Source organism: Streptomyces sp. AM25, assembly GCF_058146165.1.
On the sequence record NZ_JBKIWN010000051.1, the window covers coordinates 1 to 20,384 of the forward strand.

Below are 20,384 nucleotides of genomic sequence, written 5' to 3' on the forward strand. Positions count from 1 at the left end.
TCACCGCGCCAGTCCCCGACCCTATTCGACGTACCGGGAGGAAAGTGACACACGGTGATCTCCAAGCCCGTCTCCACGGCCAGGGCCGCGAGTTCGAACTTCCAGGCACGGGTGCGGTAGCCGTTGGAACCGCCCGCGTCCGCGGTGACCAGCAGGCGGCGGGCGTGCGGGTAGACGGTGCGGCCGGCCGCATCCACCAGCGGCGGACCGAGGCGACGGCGAACGCGGCGGTGTCGTGGTCGGTGCCGACGCTGACCCAGCCGGCATCCGCTGCAAGGTCGTAGATCCCGTACGGTATCGCCTTGCCCATCTCGGCATCGGGGAAGTCGTGGGTCTGCACCCGGACCGGATCACCAGCGCGGTGCCACTCGCGGCCCGCGTTCTTGCAGTTGCCGACCAACTCCTTCTTTTTGGTGTCCACGCTGATCACCGGGTCCCCGGCGGCCTGGAACTGCCTGGCCTGGTCGTTGATGTAGCGGAACTGGCCGTCCCGGTCCGGGTGCTGGGCGCCTTCGACGGTCTTGGCGTTGCCCTGGAGGCTGAAGCCCTCCTCGCGCAGCAGGGCGGCAATCGTGTCCGCCGAGACCCGGTGCCCGGCCCGAGTCAGCTCCGAGGCGAGCCTGCGTGTCGACTTCGTCGTCCACCGCAGCGGCGACATCGGATCCCCGCGCTCGTCCGGCTCGACCAGCGCCAACAGAGCAGGCCGCAGCCCCGGATCCAGATCCGCCAGACGCTTGCGCCCACCGCTCTCCCGGCGGACACGGCCCAACGGCACCTGGCCAGACTCCAGTTCCGCCACCCCGCACGAGACGGTCCCCTCCCGGACCCCCGCCGCCCGGGCGACGACCCTGATACCGCCATGGCCCAGCGAACGGGCCTCAGCCCCCAGCACCAACCTCCGCTGACGCTCATCCAGATGCGGCAGCAACGCCTGAAACTTCGCCGCCAGCGACGCCTCAGTCCCCTCCGGTATGCCCATACCACAACAACGAGCCCACAGGCCGGAAGCCACGGGTTATTTTCCGGCAGGCCCTAACTTAACTACCCGGCCTTGGGGAAAGGCCCGACAAACGTGTGCTGGTTTTGGTGAAGGCCTTCCTCAAGGCGGGCATCCTCGGCGAGGACAAGGCCCTGAGGGCGACCGACACCGGCACCCCGCAAGGGTCGATCCTCTCGCCGCTGCTGAGCAACGTGGCCCTGTCCGTGCTGGACGAGTACATCGCCCAGGCACCGGGCGGGCCCCGTGCGAAGCCGTATCAGCAGGCCAAGCGTCGCCGGAATGGTCTGGCCAACTACCGGTTGATCCGGTACGCGGACGACTGGTGCCTGGCGGTATCGGGTACCCGGGCTGACACCGAGGCCCTGCGTGAGGAGATCGCGATCGTACTCTCCACGATGGGCTTGCGCCTGTCGCGGGAGAAGACACTGATCACCCATATCGAGGACGGTCTCGACTTTCTCGGCTGGCGCATCCGGCGTCACCGGAAGCGAGGCACCAGCAAACACTTCGTCTACCTCTATCCGGCCAAGAAAGCGCTTCGCTCCATCATGGCCAAGGTGAAGAAGCTGTGCTGGCAGGACGTGAACCTGCCGCTCGATGCCCTGCTGCACCAGCTGAACCAGGTGCTGCGGGGCTGGACCACCTACTTCAAGCACGGTTCATCGAAGGCGACCTTCTGCTACCTGCGGGCCTACACCTGGAAGCAGGTCTTCGGTTGGCTCCGCCGAAAACACCGGCGAACCAACTGGAAGGAAATCCGCCGCAAGAACACCCGCGACGGATGGTGGCCCACCACCAGCGAGGTGACCCTGTTCAACCCGGGAGCAGTAAAGATCGTCTACTACTCCTACCGGGGAACGAAGATCCCCTCGCCATGGCCGAGTGCCGCATGAGGAAATCCTGGTAAACCACCGGGACTTGTGGAGCGCCCGTTGCGTGGAAACGCGCACGGCGGGTGCGGGAGGCGGCTCGGGGAAACCCACCGATGGAAACATCGGCAGGGCGCCCCGGGCCGACCTCACCTGGTCCCGACGCGGGACCGGAGCATCGCCTCATCCAGCAAGAACTACCGCTATTCCACCAACCATCAGGTGGTCATCGACGCCAACACCCGGCTGGTAGTGGCGGCCGGACGGCCGCTTCCCGGCAGCCGGCACGATGCCCGCGCCTACCAGGAGTCCGGCGTCGACCAGGCTGTGAAGAACGCACCGGTCCTCGGCGACGGCGGCTACCGCGGCACTGCCGCCCTCATCCCGCACTGGCCGCGTAAGAACCGGCCCCTCACACCGGAACAGGAAGCAGACAACTCCGTTCACCGAAAAGCCCGGGCCCGCGTCGAGCACGCCTTCTCCCGGATGAAGACGTACAAGATCCTCCGCGACTGCCGCCTGCACGGAGACGGCGTCCACCAGGCCATCCTCGGCATCGCCCGCCTGCACAACATGGCCCTCGCCGGATAACCCAGCACCCGCAGGAAACACTCCAGCCAGCCCTCACCAGGCCTTACGGGACATCATTTAGAAGGGGGAGACGTAGCCGCTGACAGTCTGTCCAGTGGCGTCGCTGCCGACGGCTGCGTTGTAAGGGCCGGTCTGGTGGACACGTGAGGTGGCGGACCAATTCCCAGTCTCACCTTCCTCGTTACCGCCGATCGTGGTGATGGTGCCGTCCGGGTGGACTTCGGTGACCAGTGCAACGTGGCGGGCGCTGCCGTAGCCGTCGTAGTTGAACACCACGGCGTCGCCCACGTGCGGGACGGTCTGCAGCGGGCCGTGGACGGCGAAGCTGCCGGCTGCGGGAGTCAGGTCCAGGGTGGTGGCGCCGGCGCGGGCCCAGATCCAGGCGGCGAAGTCGGCGCACCAGGGCTCCGGTTGTCCGGCGTTGCCGGTGCAGCTGGATCCGTAGCCGGTGCCGCCGTTGCTGTTGGTGCCGCAGGCGCCGGTGTCGAGGTTGGCGCGGGCCAACTCGGCTGCCTGCGCGCCGATGTCGGGCACCGGGGTCGAGGTGGCGGCGTTGGCGCCCGGCGCGCCGAGAGCAAGCGCGGTGCACAGCAGTGCAGCGGCGGTGAGCGGGGATGAGTGGCGGCGCAGAGCCCGGGGCAGGCGCAACATGGGTTTCTCCAAGCAGGGAACCGTGGCCGTATGCGGCCGTGAACGGGGGCAGGGGAGAAGGTGTGCGTGGGCGGCGTGCAGGCCGCAGCCTGCGAAGTGGCATGGCCGGTTGCAAGATCGGGCGTCAGGCCCGGGTCGTCGGCAGGGCCCGCCTCCGCTCCCCCGAGTGGGCTGCGATCACCACGGCAGCCGCGACCAGGACAACGTTCTTGATCATGTACTGGCCCTCGATGGTCCCGACCCCGAACGACCGCCAGGTCTCGTCCGGAAAGAGGACCAGCGGCGCACAGGCCCCCGCGAGATGCCCGGTCATCAGGAGGGCGGCCAGTCGGTCCGCCTTTCCCGACAACAGGACGAGCGCTATGGCGACTTCGACCGACGCGACGAGCACGCGCGCGCTGCCACCGTCCACGGCTCCGAGGGTCAGCTCATGGACGGTCCTGACCGCCAGGGACTCCGCCGGACTGCCACCGGCAAAGAACTTGGGGATTCCGAACCACAGAAAGATGATGCCGACAGCGAGCCGCAGCCCGGTTATTGCGTTCCGCTTCCCGGAGCAGGACTCCAGAGCCCTTGAGAATCGGCGGCCCCGTCTCCGCATACCACACACGTCGAATACACCTGTTCAGCCGTTGAATTACGGGTTCATGTCGCGGGCCCCGGGCCCGTCCCCCTGACGGCCAGGAGGACGGGCCGGGGCCCGGCGGGGGTGCCGTGTGAGGTCAGGCCTTCACGGGCTTCCACAGGGAGAGAGCGGTGATCCAGCCCGGGTCACCGACACCCTGGTAGGACTGCACGCACTCGTAGGTGGCGCCGTCGTGCGTGACGCGATCACCCTTGGTGTAGGCAGCACGGGCGTCCCACTCGGGCAGGGAGGTGTCCGAGCCGGTGACGGTGACGGTGCGGGTGGTCGCGGTGGACTTGATGCCGTCGATGGTCTGGACGGCGTTGATCTGCTGGTTCCCGGCGACCACGTTCGCCAGGGTCGCCGTCCAGGTCCGGTCGGCCTTGACCGTGACCTTGGTCTCGGTGTTGCCGGCCTTCACGGTGATCTCGGCACCGACCTCGCCCTTACCGGTCACGGTGAAGGTGGGGTCGACCTTGGAGCCGGCCGCGGGAGAGGTGATCTCGGCCGGGGCGGCCTGCAGGGCCACCTTCGCCGAGGTGTGCTCCTTGCCGTCCTTGCGGAGCTGGACGGTCACACCGTCCTTCTCGAAGTAGCCGGTGCGGAAGGAGAACTCGCCGTTCTGGCCGACCTGGATCTGGCGGTCGCTCCAGGTCCCGTCCTTGGCCTTGATGAACACCTGCGCGCCGGGCTCGCCGGTGCCCTTCACAGAGGCCAGCGTCTCCCCGTTGTCCTTCTTCACCAGCCACGCCTGCGACACCACGGGCGTCGAGGCCGACGGCTTGGGCGTCGTCACCGTGTGGGTGTTGGAGAAGGCGGACGCACCCGCCGCGTTCACGGCACGGATCTTGTAGGTGTACTTCGTGTCGGGGGACACCGAAGTGTCCTTGAACACCGGGTAGTCCAGGCCGTCCTTGACGTCGGCAATCTTCTGGTCGTTGCGCCAGACCTCGTAACCGGTCACCTTGTCCTGGCTGGGGGCCGGGGCCCACATCAGGTCGACGTGCTGTGCTGTGACGCCCATGTCGTGCAGGCCGCTCGGAGCGGACGGCTTCTGCCCGATGCTGCCGTTGTCGCCCTTGATGTTGACGTCGATGACGTTGTAGAAGGCGTTCTCGGTGTCGCCGATGGTCCACTTGGCCAGGATGACGTGGTATCCGGTGTGGTCGGCCGGCAGCGGGATCTTGTGCAGGCCCGGTACGGGCACCTGGTGGTTACCCGCGACCGTCGTCAGCGGCTCCTTCTCGAAGGAGTCGCGCGTCAGCGGCTTGTTCGGGTCCCAGTCATTCTTGGTGATGTAGTACTGGTAGTCCGTCGTCCTGTGCGGGGCAGTGATGCACCAGCCGGCCGTGACGGTCTGGCCCTTCTGGAAATCCTGCTTCGCCCACATCGTCGACGTCTGCTCGTTCAGCCGGGTTCCGCCGAAGGAATGCCCTGCCGTGGCAATCTTGCCGTCAAGCTTTCCGCTGTCGAATGCGGTCTTCAGGCCTTCGAAGGAGTGCTTATCCTTGATGGCGGATTCGCCTACAAACCCGTTCTGAACGTTCAGCGCGACGTCCTGGCGCGCCCTGAGGTCACCGCCGGGCGTGCTGTTCGCCGACTGGCAGGAAGCGCCCCCGGGAGACGGAGACGGGCTGACGAAACCGTGCGCGAAAGCGCTCGACGCACCGGCAAAAAGGGATCCGACGGTGGCGGCAACGACAGCCGCGCCCACCATGACTCGCTTGGTGTTCATTCACGTCCTCGACAGACAGAAGTGGATGCGATGCACCGGAGAAATCCTCCGGCGCACCACCGAAGCTAGATCCCGCCCGTGCGCCTCCGGCCAGGCAAAAGGTGACCTCCGTGGCGCCAAAGGTGAACCCGCTGCGCAAGCGCAGAAATGCACCCCCATGACGCAACACCACAGCCTCCATTTGGCGACCGGCTAACAACATTCGTCACGCAATGGCCTTCATGATCCTCAATAGCCTGAGGTCGCAGGCACGGCAGAGAAGCCGTCCCGTCCCCCCTTGGAGCCGCCATGGCCGCCATCCGCCATGCCCACCCCCATTCCTGCTTGCGCGAGACGCCGGCCGTCACCGCCCCCGAGGCAGCCCCCGCCGACCAGGCTCCCGCCGACGCACCGGTCAAGCTGATCCTCGCCCTGGCCACAGCCCAGCTCGGCGTCTGCACGGCGGTCTTCACCCCGCTCGTGGTGACCCTGGCCCTGCGGGTGGCCCAGATCGTGCCGGAGGCGGAGCGCGGGGCGGCCCTCGGCACGGTGCTGTCCGTCGGCGCGCTGCTGGCGCTGATCGGCAACCCGCTGTTCGGCGCCCTCTCCGACCGCACCACCAGCCGCTTCGGTCGCCGGCGCCCCTGGCTCGTCGGCGGTGCCCTCGTCGCCGGCGCAGGCCTCACGGTCGTCGCCCTCGCGGACAGCGTGCCGCTGCTGCTCGTCGGCTGGGCGATCGCGCAGGCCGGGTGCAACGCCTCGCTCTGCATGATCACCGCCTGCATCCCCGACCTGATCCCCGACCACCAGCGCGGCCGGGTCTCCGGGCTCGTGGGCATGATGCTGTCGGTATCGATGGTCTGCGGAACGTTCCTGGCCCAGGTCTTCAACGGCAACATCGCCGCGGCCTTCGTCGTCCCGGCCCTCCTCGGTGTCGCCGGCGCATGCACCCTCGCCCTGGTGATGAAGGACCGTCCGGCCCGGCCCGGCAGCTTCGCGCCGTACAGCGTCCGGGAGTTCCTGCGCAGCTTCTGGGTGAACCCGGTCCAACACCCCGACTACGCCTGGAACTTCGCCAGCCGCTTCCTGGTCTTCGTCGGCATCTCCTGTGTCACCAGCTACCAGGTGTACTTCCTGATGGACCGGATCGGCGTCGCCGAGGGCGACGTGCCGGGCAGGATGTTCCTCACCACGCTCGTGACCGTCGCCGGTGTGGTCGCAGGATCGCTGCTCGGCGGCTCCCTCTCGGACGGCACGGGCCGCCGCAAGCCCTTCGTGTTCGCCTCGGCCTTCGTCATCGCCGTCGGGCTCACCGGGATCGCCACTGCCTCGTCCTTCGGAGCGTTCCTGGCCGCCGTGGGTGTCTTCGGCTTCGGGCAGGGCCTCTACCTCGCCGTCGACGTGGCGCTCGCCGCGGCCGTCCTGCCCGACCCGGAGACCAGCGCGAAGGACATGGGCGTGCTGAACATCGCCAACGCCCTGCCGCAGTCCCTCGTCCCGATAATCGCCCCGCTGCTGCTCGCCATCGGCCCGGGCGGCGGCAACTACGGAGCGCTCTTCCTCTTCGGCGGCATCGCGGCCGCGGCCGGAGCGGCGCTCGTCCAGCTGATCCGCTCCGTCAAGTAGCACGCAGCAAATAGCGCAGCAAGTAGCAAGGAGTACCGGCCCCATGACCGTCCCCCCGTACCAGGACGCCTCGCTCCCCGTCGACCGGCGCGTCGACGACCTGCTCTCCCGGATGACCCTGGAGGAGAAGGCGGGCCAGATGTTCCAGGACATGCTGACGATGAACCCCGACGGATCCCCCGTCCAGGAGCCCGACGGCTCCACGGTGACCGCTGGAACCACCGAGCTGATCAAGGACAGGCAGCTCACCCACTTCAACCTCCTCGGCCAGTACGGCCCCCGCGAGATGGCCCTGTGGCACAACGCCGTGCAGGAGCTGGCGGCCTCCACCCGGCTCGGAATCCCGGTCACCCTCTCCACCGACCCGCGGCACTCCTTCACCGACAACGTCGGCGCCTCCTTCAACGCCGGCGCCTTCTCTGCCTGGCCGGAACCGCTGGGGCTGGCCGCGATCGGGGACCCGGAGCTGGTGCACCGGTTCGCGGACACCGTCCGCCACGAGTACCTGGCCGTCGGCTTCCGCGTGGCACTGCATCCGCAGATCGACCTGGCGACCGAGCCCCGCTGGTCCCGCCAGTCCGGCACCTTCGGCTCCGACGCGCGGCTGGCGGGCGAGCTGGCGGCGGCGTACGTCAAGGGGCTGCAGGGCGACGAGCTCGGGCCGGAGTCGGTCGCCGCCATGGTCAAGCACTTCCCCGGCGGCGGCCCGCAGAAGGACGGCGAGGACCCGCACTTCCCGCACGGCAAGGACCAGGTCTACCCCGGCGGCCTGCGCGATGTGCACCTGGAGCCGTTCAAGGCGGCCATCGTGGCCGGGTGTTCGCAGATGATGCCCTACTACGGCCGGCCGGTCGGCACCGACTGGGAAGAGGTCGGGTTCGGCTTCAACAAGGGCGTCCTCACCGGTCTGCTCCGCGAGCAGCTGGGTTTCACGGGCATCATCTGCACCGACTGGGGCCTGCTCAACGACGCTCCCATCTTCGGCGAGATGCACTCCGCACGCGCCTGGGGCTGCGAACACCTCACCGTCGCCGAGCGCGCGGAGAAGTCCCTCGCAGCCGGCGCGGACCAATTCGGCGGGGAGCACTGCCCCGAGGTCATCGTCGAACTCGTCCGCTCGGACCGCATCGCGGAGTCCCGCATCGACGCATCGGTACGCCGCCTGCTGCGCGAAAAGTTCGTGCTCGGCCTCTTCGACAACCGCCGCGTCGACCCGGACCTGGCCGAAGAGGTCGTGGGCGCGGGCGGGTTCACCGCTGCCGGGGCGGCGGCCCAGCGCCGCTCGCTCACCGTCCTGGCCGACAATGCATCGTTGCTGCCGGTCACCGGGCGGCCCAAGGTGTACGTCGAGAACCTCGACGCCGAGGCCGCGGCCGTGTACAGCTCCGTGGTCACCGACCCGGCGGCGGCGGACCTCGCGATCATCCGGCTCCGTACGCCGTACGAGCACCGTCCGAACCGCTTCGAGTCCTTCTTCCACTCCGGCACGCTCGCCTTCACCGAGGAGGAGCTCGCACCCGTGCTCGTGCTCCTGGACACGGTGCCGACACTGGTCTGCATCAACCTCGAACGGCCCGCCGTCATACCGGAGATCGCCGAGCGCGCAGCGGCATTGATCGCGGACTACGGAGCGAGCGACGAGGCCCTGCTCGATGTCGCCTTCGGCCGCGCGCAGGCGGAGGGTCTGCTCCCCTTCGAGCTCCCCCGCTCCATGGCCGCGGTCGAGGCCGCGCGGCCCGACGTACCGAACGACACCGCGGACCCCGTGTTCCTTCACGGCCACGGCGTGCGGATCTGAACGCCGCACCGCAGCGATCACCGCCGGGGATTTCCGAAAAACATCAACATTCGCGAGGAGATATGAAGCTACGTTCCATACGAACCAGGTCGGTCAGGACAGCGGTCCTGCTGACCTCAGCCCTGGCCCTGCTGCCCGTGTTCGCGCATCAGTCGGCGACCGCGGCCTCTTCCGACAAGCGATCGGCAACGGAGCGATCGGACGGGTTCTCCCTCATCGAGAACAAGCACAAGGGAGACACGGGGCAGGCCAAGTGTCTGCGTACGTTCAACGGCAACGCCAACGTACAGATCGGCGACTGCAACGCCCAAGGCGGCGCATCCGACGACATCTCCATGCGGCAATGGAAGGTCGTCGACACAGGCGGCGGCTACTTCCGCCTGGAGAACAAGTACAAGGGGGACGCGGGGCAGGCGAAGTGCTTGCGTACGTTCAGCAGCAACGCCAACGCACAGATCGGCGACTGCAACGCCCAGGGCGGCGCATCCGATTACACCTCCATGCGCCAGTGGCGGGTCGTCGACGCAGGCAACGGCTATTCCCGGCTGGAGAACAAGTACAAGGCGGATGCCGGGCAGGGGAACTGCCTGCGCACTTTCAGTGACAACGCCAACGTACAGACCGGTGCCTGTACCGCCCCAGGAACCCCCGCCGACAACGCCGCCATGCGCCAGTGGAGTTCCAGCTCCCTCGACATCTGGCCGACCCGTCCTGTCGTGGGGAAGAAGAAGGCTCTCGTCATGGCCACCCACTGGACCGGCACGGCCGCCGTCGACCCCAATCCCATCCGGCAGGCGACTCTCGGCGACGGCGCTCCGTCCCTCCGCTCATACCTGAAGGAGGTGTCGCGAGGAAAGCTCGACCTCTCGGGCGACATGCTCCAGAACATCGACCTGGGCCCGCGTCCGTCCACATGCGACTCCACGGCGATCCGTAATGCCGCCAGGGACGCCGCCAGGAAGCAGGGTGTCAACCCGGACTCCTACGACTACCTCTTCGTCGACATCTCCCGGACCTCGGCCTGCACTTGGGAGGGCCTGGCCGCCATGCCCGGCAACTGGATCATCTCCAACGGCGTGGGGCAGAAGACATGGATGTGGACCCATGAGTTCGGCCACAACCTCGGGTACCAGCACTCCGACACGCTCAAGGGATGCCCTGTGCAGGGCGATGTGACGCGGGTGAACGGCAGCTGCAAGACGAACGGGCCGGACGACCCGACGGACACCATGGGCGGGGGCGGCATGCACCTCTACCCCGTCAGTTACCGGCAGTTCTCCGGATGGCTCTCCGCCGACGAAGTCGTCCGTATCAAGAGCAGCGGGAAGTACGGACTGGGCGTGCTCGGAAAGAACGGGGTCCAGGAGTACAGGATCCCCCGTGGCAACGGCACCTACCTGTCGCTGGAGTTCCGCCGTCCCGCTCCGCCCTACGACGACTACACCGCTTCCGACCCCATGGTGAACGGTGTCGTGGTGCGCATCGTGAACAGCAGCGGCACGGTCAAGAACACGCTCATCGACGCAACCCCCGGCACGTCGACCACCAAGGACGCGACCCTGACCGCCGGCAGGACGCTGGTGGACGAGATCGGCAATACGGCCGTGAAGGTCTGCTCCGTCGACGGCCAGGGCGCAGACCTCCGGGTCGCTGTCGGAGGCAGCACACCGCCCGCGTGCTGAGCCGAGCCGGGGACATGACGCGGAGGGCGCTGTCCCACGAGGAACCCTCCGCGTCGTACCGACGGCTCAAACCGACCCGGTCTCCAGGTGGTCCGGCAGCCCAGCCGCCGTGAAGGCGTCGACCAGATGGGCGCGGCCCTCGGTGAAGTGGCCCCGGCTGAGGCAGTGGACAGGGACCACGCGGCGGGCGGCGAGGATGGCGGCCGCCTCAGCGGTCTGGGAACAGCCGGCGGGAACCGGGATTCGGCGCTGTGCGCGTGTTGGTGCGGCAGGAGATTCGCGAACGGATCGGGTACCGGACACGGCGGATCTCCGACTCGCGATCCAGGAAAACCGCTGGTGAGAACGGTGTGTGCCGAGCGGCCGCCGAAGGCCGGCGCACCACGCCGGGCGTGTGGCACCGCGATCCGCCCTGGGGCGCGAGGGGCGGACTGGGTCGGCACCGGGCCGCGTCGTGGCCGCGTGCGGCGCACCGGTCGGCCAGCTCGTACAGGTCCTGCAGGTGCCGCCGCAGGTGCCCGGCCGGGCACCTGCGGACGACGGCGCGCCCGAGCCGGACGCCCGGAACGCCCACGGGCCCGGGGTCAGGTCCGGGGCGGTCAGCGCCCGGGAGCTCGGCCGCGAGATCGTGCCGACGGACGCGCCGTTCGCGATGTGCTGACGGCCGTATGCGGACAGTCGGGGGCCCGGTGGCCTCCCCGGGATCCGGGGGCCGCCGGGTCCCGGTCGTCGGCCGTGATGAGAGGATCGGTTCATGGCTATTTCCACCGAGATCGTCCGGGACGCGGGCGACGAGCGTATCCTCGCGGTCGTCCTGGGGCATGACACGGACACTCAAGCACTCGCCGGATCGGTCACCCTGCTCGACCTGGGCGCCGAGGACCCCGCCCTCCGGATCGTCGCGCTGCCGGAGGCGTCCGGCGACGCCCTGGTGCCGCTGATGCGGGAGGCCGCGGCGCTCGCGCGGGAGGCCGGCGGGACGGCCCTGCGGTGGGTCACGGAGGCGGAGGAGGCGGACGGGCCGGCCCTGAAGGAGCTCGGCGCTGTCGAGGGAGACGAGGTCCACCGCTGGTGGCGGCTGGAACTGGACCACGTCGGCCCCGCTCCCGAGAGAGCCGCCGCCTTCCGGCTGACGCGTGAAGACGCCCTGTTCGAGGTGGAGTTCGACGGCGCCGCGGCGATCCTGGCGCACGACCGCGAGGAGGAGGGCACCGCCGCCGGCCTCGCCGAGCTCGTGAACGCCGTGGTGGAGAAGGTGCGTGTCGAGCAGCCGGGGACGCGTGAGGTCCTCGCCTACGCAGCCCCGGACGACAGCCATCTCAACTCGGCGCTGTCCGGCGCGGGTTTCGCCCCGACCGGGCGGCGGGCCGTGGAGTACCACCTGCCCCTGTAGCCCGGCCGCTTCCGGTCGTCCGTGCGCCTTTCCCTGCCAAGCTCCCCGGCTCCCAGCAGAGTTGGGAACCGGTGTGCCGGCCGACCATGATCCTTCTCAGCCGCCAACCGCCGTACCGATGTTCCCCAAGCCCGGCGGCCTTCGGGTCCGCGCTGGGCGGGGGCGGCGGTCGCGGCCAGAGTGCCGCCGTCGGGACGGATCAGGCCGACGGCCTCCCAGGGGCCAGCCCCGGGCAGTTCCGCCGAGCCGGCCTGCGCCGCCCGCTCCGCCCTGCCGGCGCTACCTGCTGCGCGCCCACGCCCGCCGCATACAGAACGGGCAAGGCTGATATGCCGGTAGCCGGTGCGGAGCTGGGGGTAAGGATAGGCGTGCGGTTACCCCGCTCTCACCGACTCAGCGAAGGAGCTTCGCATGCCCAAGGTGTTGATCGTCACCGGTGACGCCGCGGAGGACCTGGAAGTCCTCCACCCCTATCAGCGGTTGCAGGAGGAGGGCTACGACGTCGACATCGCTGCCCCGTCGGTGAAGAAACTCCAGTTCGTGGTGCACGACTTCACCGAAGGGTTCGACACCTACACCGAGAAGCCGGGGCACTGCTGGCCGTCCGACGTCGCGTTCGCCGACGTGGATCCGAGCGCGTACGCGGCCCTGGTGGTTCCCGGCGGGCGGGCGCCCGAGTACGTGCGGCTGGACGCCGATGTCCAGCGGATCGTGCGGCACTTCTTCGAGGCGGACAAGCCCGTCGCGCAGATCTGTCACGGCGCGCTCATCCTGGCCGCGGCGGGCGTGCTCACCGGACGGCGCAGCGCCGCCTACCCCGCCTGCGCACCCGAAGTCCAGCTGGCGGGCGGCACGTTCGTGGACGCCGAGGCCGTCGTCGACGGCAACCTCGTCTCCGCCCGGGCCTGGCCGGACCACCCCGCCTGGATGCGGGCCTTCCTCGACCTGCTGCGCGAGAAGGCGCCCGTCAAGGGGTGACCGACCGCCGCGGCGAGGTCCGCTCGACTCGGGAAGCAGTGCGTGAATCACGTTGATGAAGGCAACGGTTTCAGCCAAAGGCACGGTCTGGCATGGCAGAAGCGCGCACAAACACCACCGCACGCCCGGCAGCGCCCTGCGCAATGACCTCTACATTCTCCCCAGGGACGCCGACCACGCCTGATACCCGTCTTCGCCGTGCCGCCCGGCATCACGCTCGTCGTCGCGCAGGCTGAGGACTTCGACAACCCCGAGGAGATCCCCCGGCGTCGTCGCGGAAAATGCGGCCGCGTCAGTCCTCGTACGACTCGGACAGAGCGTCGGCAATCACGCGGGTGGCGAAGTCGGGGTCACGGGTGAGGCGGTTGATGTGTTCTGCAAGCAGGAAAGCGGTGACTTCCAGGGGCGTCATCTCGTCCCCGGTCCAGTACCCGTACTGCCTGCGCCACAAGTTAGGGCTCAAGCCGGTGCCCGCGGCGACGACCAGGCCGGCCATCATGGGGATGGCCTCGGGGCGGACGCTCTTCGGCATCATGCGCATCGTGGCCACGAGGTCGGACACCACGTACGCGATGACGTCCTTGTCCTCGTCCTCGTAGGCCAGCCGCAGCCACTGCATGAACATGAAGATGAGCGTGCAGGCGCCGTCCAGCACGTCATTGGCTCCCCGGGGGCCCAGGGACGCGGCGAACTGGTCGACCAGCGCCTTCTGTTCGGGGTCCGTCTCGATCTTGCCGTCGTAGACGGCTTTGAGCCGGGAATCGATCATCATGAGCGCTGCGCCCACATCGCCGGCGGGAGCATGCTCGGGGTCACAGGGCGATGACACGGGATTCCTCCTTGTGCGACTGCTTGGGCAGCGCTGCGTGCCCGTACAGTAGACCGCCCGTGGGGCGAGGGCCCGGAGAATCCGGAAAGGGCCTCCGTCAGGTGGCGATCAAGTCCGCGTGTCCGCACCATGGTTGACTCCACCATCCGCACGGAGGTACGCCTCCAGCTCTGCGGCCCCGGTCAGCATCGCCCGCCCGCGGGCGGACAGCCGGCCGTGCCAGTCACGCAGTGCGGCCTCCAGCGTCTCCAGCCCGCCGGCCGCCCGCACCTGGGCGACCAGCGGGGCGATCTGCTCCAGCAGGTAGCCGCCCCGCCTGAGTTGGTGGGCCAGCCGGGCATCCCGCACGTCGGCATCGTCGTAGACGCGATACCCGGTCCGCGGGTCGCGGCGCGGGCGCACCAGCCCGGCACGCTCCCATTTGCGCAGCGTCGCGGGCCGGATGCCGAGCTTCCCTGCCAGCGGCCCGATGAACGTGCCGCCGGGCTCGGGCGCGGTGACGGGCTCCAGGTCGCGGAGGGCGCTCTCCACGGCCTGGAGGGTGCGCCGGTCGTCGAGGAGTTGGGTGTGGCTCTCGTCGATGAGGCGGAACGCCTCGTCGACCGCGCCCTGGTTCACGGCCCGCATGATCGACGCCGCCGTCTGATGGCCGTGGCCGGGCACCAGGGCGAGAAACGCGCGCAGGGCGCCCGCGTGCAGCGAGGTGTGGGTGCGGTAGCCGTGGGGCGTGCGTCCGGCAGCCGGGAGGATGCCGGCCTCCTCGTAGTTCCTGACCGCCTGCGTGGACAGACCGTGCCCGCGCGCCAGATCAACCGGCCTGAGCCGCTCACCACTTTGAAAGTTTCGCCCCATGCACTCGACGGTATCGCGGAAAAGTTTCCACCGAAGGTTCAACGATACCGTTGAAGGCATGGCTACTGACATCAAGGACGCCGCCCATGCCGTCGACGCTGCCGCCATCATGAGGCTGCTCCCGGCCCGGCCCCGGCTGCTCGCCCTGGGCGAGCCCACCCACGGCGAGGACGCTCTGCTCGACCTGCGCAACGAGCTCGTCCGGCAGCTCGCCGAGCAGGAGGGCTACCGGACGATCGCCATCGAGAGCGACTGCATGACGGGCCTGGTCGTGGACGACTACGTCACCTCGGGAACGGGCACCCTCGACGAAGTCATGGAGCACGGAATCAGCCACGGCTGGGGCGCCTCCGCGGCCAACCGCGAGCTCGTGCGCTGGATGCGCGCCTACAACGTCCGCGCCGTCAACGACGGCCGGCCCGCGTCCGAGCGGCTCCGCTTCGCCGGTTTCGACGGCCCGTTGGAGATCACTCACGCCGCGAGCCCCCGGCAGGCCCTCACCGCACTCCACGGCTACCTCGCTGCCCGGGTGGACGCGGACCTGCTCCCCTGCACCGCGAAGACGCTCGACCACCTGCTCGGCGACGACGACCGGTGGACCGATCCCGCCGCGATGAGGGACCCGGCCCACTCCGTGGGGCAGTCGGCCGAGGCCCGGGAACTGCGGCTGCTCGCCGACGACCTGGTGGCGCTGCTCGACGCGCAGACGCCGCACTTGCTCGCGACCACCTCGCGGGACGACTGGGACCGGGCGCGCCTGTACGGGCGCACCGCCACCGGCCTGCTGCGCTACCACCACGGGATGGCCGACACCTCACCGACCCGCATGACACGGCTGTGCGCGCTGCGGGATCTGATGATGGCCCACAACCTCCTCGCCCTCGCCGAACGCGGCCCGGCCGTCGTCCACGCTCACAACTCCCACCTCCAGCGGGAGAAGAGCACGATGCAGATGTGGCAGGGGCCGGTGGAGTGGTGGAGCGCCGGTGCGCTGGTGAGCGCCCAACTCGGCGAGCAGTACGCCTTCGTGTCCACGGCGCTCGGCACGATCCCGCATCAGGGAGTGGACACCCCGCCGCCGGACACCCTCGAAGGACTCCTGTACGCACTCCCGGAGAACCACTACGTCATCGATGCCCCGCGGCTGGCCACCGCCCTGGGCAGCACGCCACCCACTCTCCGCGTATCGCCCTGGTTCGGCTACGCCCCGCTCGACCCGGCCCACTTGGCGGACAGCGACGGGATCGTGTTCGTCAAGGACGTCCTGCGGAGTTAGACGATCAAGTCCGATATCGGGCGGCCTGTACGGCCCGGGGCGGGGGTGGGACGCTGCCGCGATGGACGTGTCCCACGAGACAGCCAGCGTGTACCTGCTCGCACGGTTCGGTTCCCTGTGGCGACTCGGGGTGATCGCTCACCCGCGCCACGGTGGTTGGCTGGTCTGCGGCGGGCACCTCGAGGACGGAGAGAGCACGCATCAGGCGGCGCTGCGCGCGACCGTCGAGGAGACCGGCTACCGTCCCCGCTTCCTGCCGCCGGCCGGACAGAGCCTGCCGCCCGGCTACCCGCATGCTCCGGCTCGATCGACCGGCGTCGCCGTGGACCGGACGGCGTGGTGGACCGTGGCCATGCCCGCAGGCCCCGACGGTCGCCGCCCGGAGCGGCACTTGCACGTCGACAGCATCCACGTCGCCGTGGTCGACCGCCCGTACGGGCCCACAGGTCCTCGGGAGCGCTCGTTCCGGTGGGTCAGCGCCCACGAGCTGGCGGCTCTGGACGTGCCCGTGGACACCCGGATCCTCGGCAGTGCCCTGTTCGGCACCGTCCCCACCACCGTGACGGTGCAGCACCCGCGCCCCGCATACGACGATGCGCTGCGCCGGGAGTTGCTGCGCCGCCGCGAAATCGATCAGGACTTTCGCAACAAACTGCCCCGTACGTTCAACGAGGAGACGGCGGCCCGGTGGGCCGAGATCGACGAGGGCAACACCGCGTGGCTGCGTCAGGTCATCGACCGGGTCGGCTGGCCGGGCCGCGCGCTGTGCGGCGAGGACGGCGCCGACGCCGCGTGGCTGCTGGCTCAGCACGCCGACCGGCAACCACACCTCCAGCGTGCGTGGATCGGGTTGCTGGCCCAGGCGGTGGCGGAGGGCGACGCCGAACCGAGTCACCTGGCGTATCTGGAGGACCGTATCGCCGTCCACGTCGACAAGGGCGAGCAGTGCTTCGGCACCCAGCACCGGCCGGCACCCGACGGCTTGTACGAGCCGTGTCCCATCCGCGACCCGGACGGAGTCGACCGACGAAGGGCCGAACACGGCCTGGAACCACTGTCCGAGACCACAAGAAGGATCAACGACTCCTTTGAAGGCGGCACGGAAGTGCCCTGAAGACAAAAAGTTCTATCCAACCTGGGGGTGAAGTCGCCGAGTCAGCCTGCTGTTCCAGCGGACGCGGGCTCGGTGACCGGCATGAAGGTGTACGCGATCTCACGCGGGGCCGACAAGCCCAACGGCGCGACCTTCACCTGGAGCGGCAGAACCGACCAGTGCTGCGCCGCGAGAGGCGCCTGTGCCGCGCCCCACTACCAGGCCGCCTGCTGAGGCCCGGCCCTCGGTGACTTCGGCGCGGCCTGAGCCCTACCGCCCAGGCCGCGCTTCACTTCCCGGCCGCGACCGCGTCATCGCCTTCGGGGCCCGCACAGGCATCATCCGCCGAGGCCAACGCCCAACTCCCCGTCGACGGCAGCGGCTGCCACCACCAGGTCCTGCCACGCCATGCCCGTGCCCTTGAACAGCTTCGGCCGCCGGGGGGCGACGTCCACCGCCCCGCGCACGAGTTCGGCCAGGTTGCCCGCGATCACCCTGGTATCGACATCGCCCGCGCGCAAGGGGATCAGGAGGTCGCCCGCCTCGCGCAGCGCCGCGGTACGCGCCTCGACGATGACGGTGGCGCGGGCGACGAGGGCGCTGTCCACCTCGCGGGCCGTCGGTTCGTGCGATCCCATCGCCACGACGACCGCGTGGTCCGCGACCGCCGAAGCGGGGAACAGCGGCGTGCGTGCCGTCGTACAGCAGGCGATCACGTCGGCGGTCGCCACAGCCTGCGGTGGGACGGCCTCCGCGGGCAGGCCCACCGTCCGGCACCGCTCGACCAGTTCGGCCGCCCGCTCCGGGCGGCGCGCGACGACGCCGACCGAGGAGATGGGGCGTACGGCTCTGATCGCCTCCACGTGGCCCCACGCCTGCGCTCCGGCCCCGAAGACGACGAGCCGTTCGGCGTCCGCGGGCGCCAAGTGGTCCACGGCCACAGCGGATACGGCGGGTGTCCGCAGCAAGGTCAGGGCGGAGCCGTCGATCAGGGCTGTCGGGCAGAGCGTGGCCGCGTCCATGAGGAGGTAGGAGGCGACGATACGCGGCAGGCCGCGGGCGGGGTTGTCGGGCGCGATCGCGGCGAGCTTCACCCCGACATACGAGGACGACGTGGCGGGCAACAGCAGGAGCTGGCCCGCCTGGGTGTCGAGCACGGTGCGCGCGACATCCGCTTCGGGGTCCAGCCCGGCGCGCAAGGCCCGGTCCAATGCCTCGATCGCCCGGGGCATGGGCAGGCGGCGCGCCAGTTCATCGGCGTCGATCAGGGGCAGTTTCGTGGGGTCCACACGCTCAACTCCTTCAGTGGGTACAAGGTCTTCTCCAGCGCCGCCGCGAGTTCCTGGCCGAGTGCCGGGCCCCACCAACCTGGCGGGCAACAGCGTCGCCACCCTCATCGTCGCCCGGAGGGAGGACGCCTTCGACGCCGACCACGTCCGCCAGGCCCTGCGCGGCGAACGGCCGCCTGCGTCCGCCGGCAAGGTGCCGGGGGTTCAGCGCTGCGCGAGGGCCCAACGGAGTTGGCGCCTGAGCCGGAAGCTTTCGTCGAGGAGCCGATGGTTCTCCTTGATCACTTCCCTTGCTGTCCGTTGAAGTTCGCGGGCTCGTTCATGAGTGATGGCTACCTGCTCTTTGAGTGTGTTGTGCCGCGTGCTGTCTGCCATGAGGATCGGCTTCCCGGTGACGGCCCTGGCATGTCGACTTCCACCCGTGCCGGTGGGTCAGTCGCCGGCCGCCTCCCTCACGGATGCGCGGGCGGCGGCCTCGTCACGAGGTCCTTTCCGGTCACGAACGCGGCGACCAGGGCCCCCGGCGCGCCGAGCGGACCGTACTGGCGAGTCCCGGCACCTGGCCCACCATCAGGCACCCCCTTGGGGGTGCAGGGGCGGGTGGGACCGCGCGACAGGTGTCGTACACGTATCCGAAGTCCACGGACGCACCGCCGAAGGGCGATTTAGGGCCGTTCGCCGCTCGTCCAGGGCCTGTTGGGCCATGGTTGAGCGGTCTGGCTGAGTGGAGTATGGAGGTGGGAGCAAGGGCTGGATGGCCGCTTTCATCCCCGCGTCGGGTGGCTGGCCGCGCCCTCTGCTGGATGCGGAGTGTCGTCCCGCACCGGGTTCTCCGGGACACTCCGCCCGCCCCTGCGACGCCGAACTGGAGCGGATGCCGCAGGGGTGCCCTCTCTCGGCTGACCATGAGCGTCTGACTTCACCTAATTTCTGCCAAGGAAGCCTGGGGCTTCAGCCCCAGGAGGAATGGGCTCCTTGCGCCGGAGCCGCGCAGCGGCGGAGTTCTCTGCGCTGTGTCTGGACGGCAACTTGTCCTCTCCTGAACGTCTCTCCTAGTGTCGTCTGCGTGAAGATTGTTGCGCAGGTGAATTGCGCCCATGTGGTGCGGATAGGGGTACTCCGAGGGGAGTCCTACTAGTAGCGATGTAGTGAAGGCGACCGGCTTACCCGAGGGGGAAACCCCGGAGGGACAAGAGCATGCCGGGCCAGCCCTGTGAGCCAAAGATGGCTGAGGCGAGATGCAGGGTGCGCCAGGCCGCCTATGGCCAAGGCCATACTGCCTAAACCCAAGTGCAGTCGGAACAGCGCCATCCCCCCAGGTTGCCATCTGACACCAGGGGCCAAGGATCGTCTCGTGAGCTTTACCAACGGGGCGAAGCTACTTCCTTGGGACAACCGCAGGAGCGCGGGTGAAAGCACGGAATGGGGGCCTAAGGGTGGACACACGCCCTGTCAGTACAACTTGGGGATCTCCTAAGGCCGGTAACGGCTAAGGAGACGGAGCCGCCGTAGTACCCGGCCCTCAGGGATACGGCTACCTAACCAGTGGTGAAGGGGAAGGGCGGCAGGTAATGGAACGTCAAGAAGGAAGAGGTTCGGCCGGATGGCCGGGATAGACCTCCAACGACTGGACGTAATCGCACGTCTCAATGAAGACCCGGAGTGGGTTAACAGCGACCTCTACCGCTTGCTGTTCCGTAAGGAATTATACCTAGCGGCCTACGAAAGGTTGAAAAGTAAGCCTGGGAACATGACGCCCGGCATCGACGGGTCTACCCTCGACGGCTTCTCAACAGGAACCATCGAGTCGATCATCGAAGCCATGCGTGACGAGAGCTTCCGATTCTCACCTGCGAGAAGGGTGGACATCCCAAAGGCCAACGCTAAGAAGAGGCCGCTGGGGATCGCGTCACCCGTCGAGAAGGTGGTACAGGAAGCCATCAGGATGGTCCTCGAAGCGATCTACGAATCGCCGGGGAACCCAACCTTCCTGAAGTCATCTCACGGTTTCCGGCCGAGGCGAAGCTGCCACACGGCACTGAAGGAAATCAAGAAGGTCTGGACGGGAACTAGATGGTTCGTCGAAGGGGGTGCGCCGTGCGGCGCTCTGTTGTATCC

Annotated in this window: 16 protein-coding genes and 3 pseudogenes; 12 read left to right on the plus strand and 7 right to left on the minus strand. The window is 68.9% G+C overall.

What is annotated here, in order from left to right:
- A pseudogene (locus ACLHRZ_RS34610) lies at nt 1-979 on the minus strand (ISAzo13 family transposase); the annotation flags it as partial.
- A 107-nt stretch (nt 980-1,086) separates the two neighbouring features.
- On the opposite strand from ACLHRZ_RS34610, the gene ACLHRZ_RS34615 reads away from it, so the two are divergent.
- Complete coding sequence (locus tag ACLHRZ_RS34615) at nt 1,087-1,893, plus strand: group II intron maturase-specific domain-containing protein (RefSeq protein ID WP_490422593.1); 807 nt, start codon at nt 1,087-1,089, stop codon at nt 1,891-1,893.
- 129 nt (nt 1,894-2,022) lie between these two features.
- Nucleotides 2,023-2,460: pseudogene (locus ACLHRZ_RS34620) on the plus strand (transposase family protein); the annotation flags it as partial.
- Between the two features lie 57 nt (nt 2,461-2,517).
- On the opposite strand, the gene ACLHRZ_RS34625 reads toward ACLHRZ_RS34620, so the two are convergent.
- The 3 genes from ACLHRZ_RS34625 to ACLHRZ_RS34635 form a co-directional block, all read right to left on the minus strand.
- Nucleotides 2,518-3,111, minus strand: a complete 594-nt coding sequence (locus tag ACLHRZ_RS34625) for a CHAP domain-containing protein (RefSeq protein ID WP_490422594.1) — start codon at nt 3,109-3,111, stop codon at nt 2,518-2,520.
- Between the two features lie 124 nt (nt 3,112-3,235).
- Nucleotides 3,236-3,712 carry a DoxX family protein gene (locus ACLHRZ_RS34630; protein WP_490422595.1) on the minus strand — a complete coding sequence of 159 codons (477 nt, stop codon included), beginning with the start codon at nt 3,710-3,712 and terminating at the stop codon, nt 3,236-3,238.
- Between the two features lie 121 nt (nt 3,713-3,833).
- A complete protein-coding gene (locus tag ACLHRZ_RS34635; protein WP_490422596.1) occupies nt 3,834-5,471 on the minus strand; it encodes a lytic polysaccharide monooxygenase in 1,638 nt (545 codons plus the stop codon).
- A gap of 324 nt (nt 5,472-5,795) precedes the next feature.
- On the opposite strand from ACLHRZ_RS34635, the gene ACLHRZ_RS34640 reads away from it, so the two are divergent.
- From ACLHRZ_RS34640 to ACLHRZ_RS34665, 6 genes are all read left to right on the plus strand, one after another.
- On the plus strand, nt 5,796-7,076 hold the full coding sequence (locus ACLHRZ_RS34640; RefSeq protein WP_490422597.1) for an MFS transporter: 1,281 nt from the start codon (nt 5,796-5,798) through the stop codon (nt 7,074-7,076).
- 43 nt (nt 7,077-7,119) lie between these two features.
- On the plus strand, nt 7,120-8,874 hold the full coding sequence (locus ACLHRZ_RS34645) for a glycoside hydrolase family 3 protein (protein WP_490422598.1): 1,755 nt from the start codon (nt 7,120-7,122) through the stop codon (nt 8,872-8,874).
- A 62-nt stretch (nt 8,875-8,936) separates the two neighbouring features.
- Nucleotides 8,937-10,556, plus strand: a complete 1,620-nt coding sequence (locus tag ACLHRZ_RS34650) for a hypothetical protein (RefSeq protein ID WP_490422599.1) — start codon at nt 8,937-8,939, stop codon at nt 10,554-10,556.
- 394 nt (nt 10,557-10,950) lie between these two features.
- Nucleotides 10,951-11,217: a hypothetical protein gene (locus tag ACLHRZ_RS34655; protein ID WP_490422600.1), complete on the plus strand. Its 267-nt coding sequence runs from the start codon at nt 10,951-10,953 to the stop codon at nt 11,215-11,217.
- A gap of 93 nt (nt 11,218-11,310) precedes the next feature.
- The gene (locus ACLHRZ_RS34660) at nt 11,311-11,949 is read left to right on the plus strand and encodes a hypothetical protein (protein WP_490422601.1); all 639 of its coding nucleotides are present in this window, start codon (nt 11,311-11,313) and stop codon (nt 11,947-11,949) included.
- 411 nt (nt 11,950-12,360) lie between these two features.
- Nucleotides 12,361-12,927, plus strand: a complete 567-nt coding sequence (locus tag ACLHRZ_RS34665) for a DJ-1/PfpI family protein (RefSeq protein WP_490422602.1) — start codon at nt 12,361-12,363, stop codon at nt 12,925-12,927.
- A gap of 292 nt (nt 12,928-13,219) precedes the next feature.
- Here the strand turns inward: ACLHRZ_RS34665 and ACLHRZ_RS34670 are convergent, their stop codons facing one another.
- Complete coding sequence (locus ACLHRZ_RS34670) at nt 13,220-13,756, minus strand: hypothetical protein (RefSeq protein ID WP_490422603.1); 537 nt, start codon at nt 13,754-13,756, stop codon at nt 13,220-13,222.
- A 108-nt stretch (nt 13,757-13,864) separates the two neighbouring features.
- On the minus strand, nt 13,865-14,608 hold the full coding sequence (locus ACLHRZ_RS34675; protein ID WP_490422604.1) for a TioE family transcriptional regulator: 744 nt from the start codon (nt 14,606-14,608) through the stop codon (nt 13,865-13,867).
- 58 nt (nt 14,609-14,666) lie between these two features.
- Here ACLHRZ_RS34675 and ACLHRZ_RS34680 point away from each other — a divergent pair, with 58 nt between their 5' ends.
- From ACLHRZ_RS34680 to ACLHRZ_RS34690, 3 genes are all read left to right on the plus strand, one after another.
- Nucleotides 14,667-15,884 carry an erythromycin esterase family protein gene (locus tag ACLHRZ_RS34680; protein ID WP_490422605.1) on the plus strand — a complete coding sequence of 406 codons (1,218 nt, stop codon included), beginning with the start codon at nt 14,667-14,669 and terminating at the stop codon, nt 15,882-15,884.
- A 61-nt stretch (nt 15,885-15,945) separates the two neighbouring features.
- Nucleotides 15,946-16,998 (plus strand): DUF6624 domain-containing protein, encoded by a 1,053-nt coding sequence (locus ACLHRZ_RS34685; RefSeq protein ID WP_490422606.1) that lies wholly within the window; start codon nt 15,946-15,948, stop codon nt 16,996-16,998.
- 27 nt (nt 16,999-17,025) lie between these two features.
- Nucleotides 17,026-17,211: a hypothetical protein gene (locus ACLHRZ_RS34690; RefSeq protein WP_490422607.1), complete on the plus strand. Its 186-nt coding sequence runs from the start codon at nt 17,026-17,028 to the stop codon at nt 17,209-17,211.
- Nucleotides 17,212-17,315: 104 nt separating this feature from the next.
- Here ACLHRZ_RS34690 and ACLHRZ_RS34695 read toward each other — a convergent pair whose 3' ends face one another.
- A complete protein-coding gene (locus ACLHRZ_RS34695; RefSeq protein WP_490422608.1) occupies nt 17,316-18,266 on the minus strand; it encodes an ornithine cyclodeaminase family protein in 951 nt (316 codons plus the stop codon).
- 1,603 nt (nt 18,267-19,869) lie between these two features.
- Here ACLHRZ_RS34695 and ACLHRZ_RS34700 point away from each other — a divergent pair.
- A pseudogene (locus ACLHRZ_RS34700) lies at nt 19,870-20,384 on the plus strand (hypothetical protein); the annotation flags it as partial.

What these genes read in the sequence shown, in the direction of transcription:
- ACLHRZ_RS34625 (WP_490422594.1), bottom strand. Translation starts at nt 3,111, where the DNA reads ATGTTGCGCCTGCCCCGGGCTCTGCGCCGCCACTCATCCCCGCTCACC.
- ACLHRZ_RS34630 (WP_490422595.1), bottom strand. Translation starts at nt 3,712, where the DNA reads ATGCGGAGACGGGGCCGCCGATTCTCAAGGGCTCTGGAGTCCTGCTCC.
- ACLHRZ_RS34635 (WP_490422596.1), bottom strand. Translation starts at nt 5,471, where the DNA reads ATGAACACCAAGCGAGTCATGGTGGGCGCGGCTGTCGTTGCCGCCACC.
- ACLHRZ_RS34645 (WP_490422598.1), top strand. Translation starts at nt 7,120, where the DNA reads ATGACCGTCCCCCCGTACCAGGACGCCTCGCTCCCCGTCGACCGGCGC.
- ACLHRZ_RS34650 (WP_490422599.1), top strand. Translation starts at nt 8,937, where the DNA reads ATGAAGCTACGTTCCATACGAACCAGGTCGGTCAGGACAGCGGTCCTG.
- ACLHRZ_RS34660 (WP_490422601.1), top strand. Translation starts at nt 11,311, where the DNA reads ATGGCTATTTCCACCGAGATCGTCCGGGACGCGGGCGACGAGCGTATC.
- ACLHRZ_RS34665 (WP_490422602.1), top strand. Translation starts at nt 12,361, where the DNA reads ATGCCCAAGGTGTTGATCGTCACCGGTGACGCCGCGGAGGACCTGGAA.
- ACLHRZ_RS34675 (WP_490422604.1), bottom strand. Translation starts at nt 14,608, where the DNA reads ATGGGGCGAAACTTTCAAAGTGGTGAGCGGCTCAGGCCGGTTGATCTG.
- ACLHRZ_RS34680 (WP_490422605.1), top strand. Translation starts at nt 14,667, where the DNA reads ATGGCTACTGACATCAAGGACGCCGCCCATGCCGTCGACGCTGCCGCC.
- ACLHRZ_RS34685 (WP_490422606.1), top strand. Translation starts at nt 15,946, where the DNA reads ATGGACGTGTCCCACGAGACAGCCAGCGTGTACCTGCTCGCACGGTTC.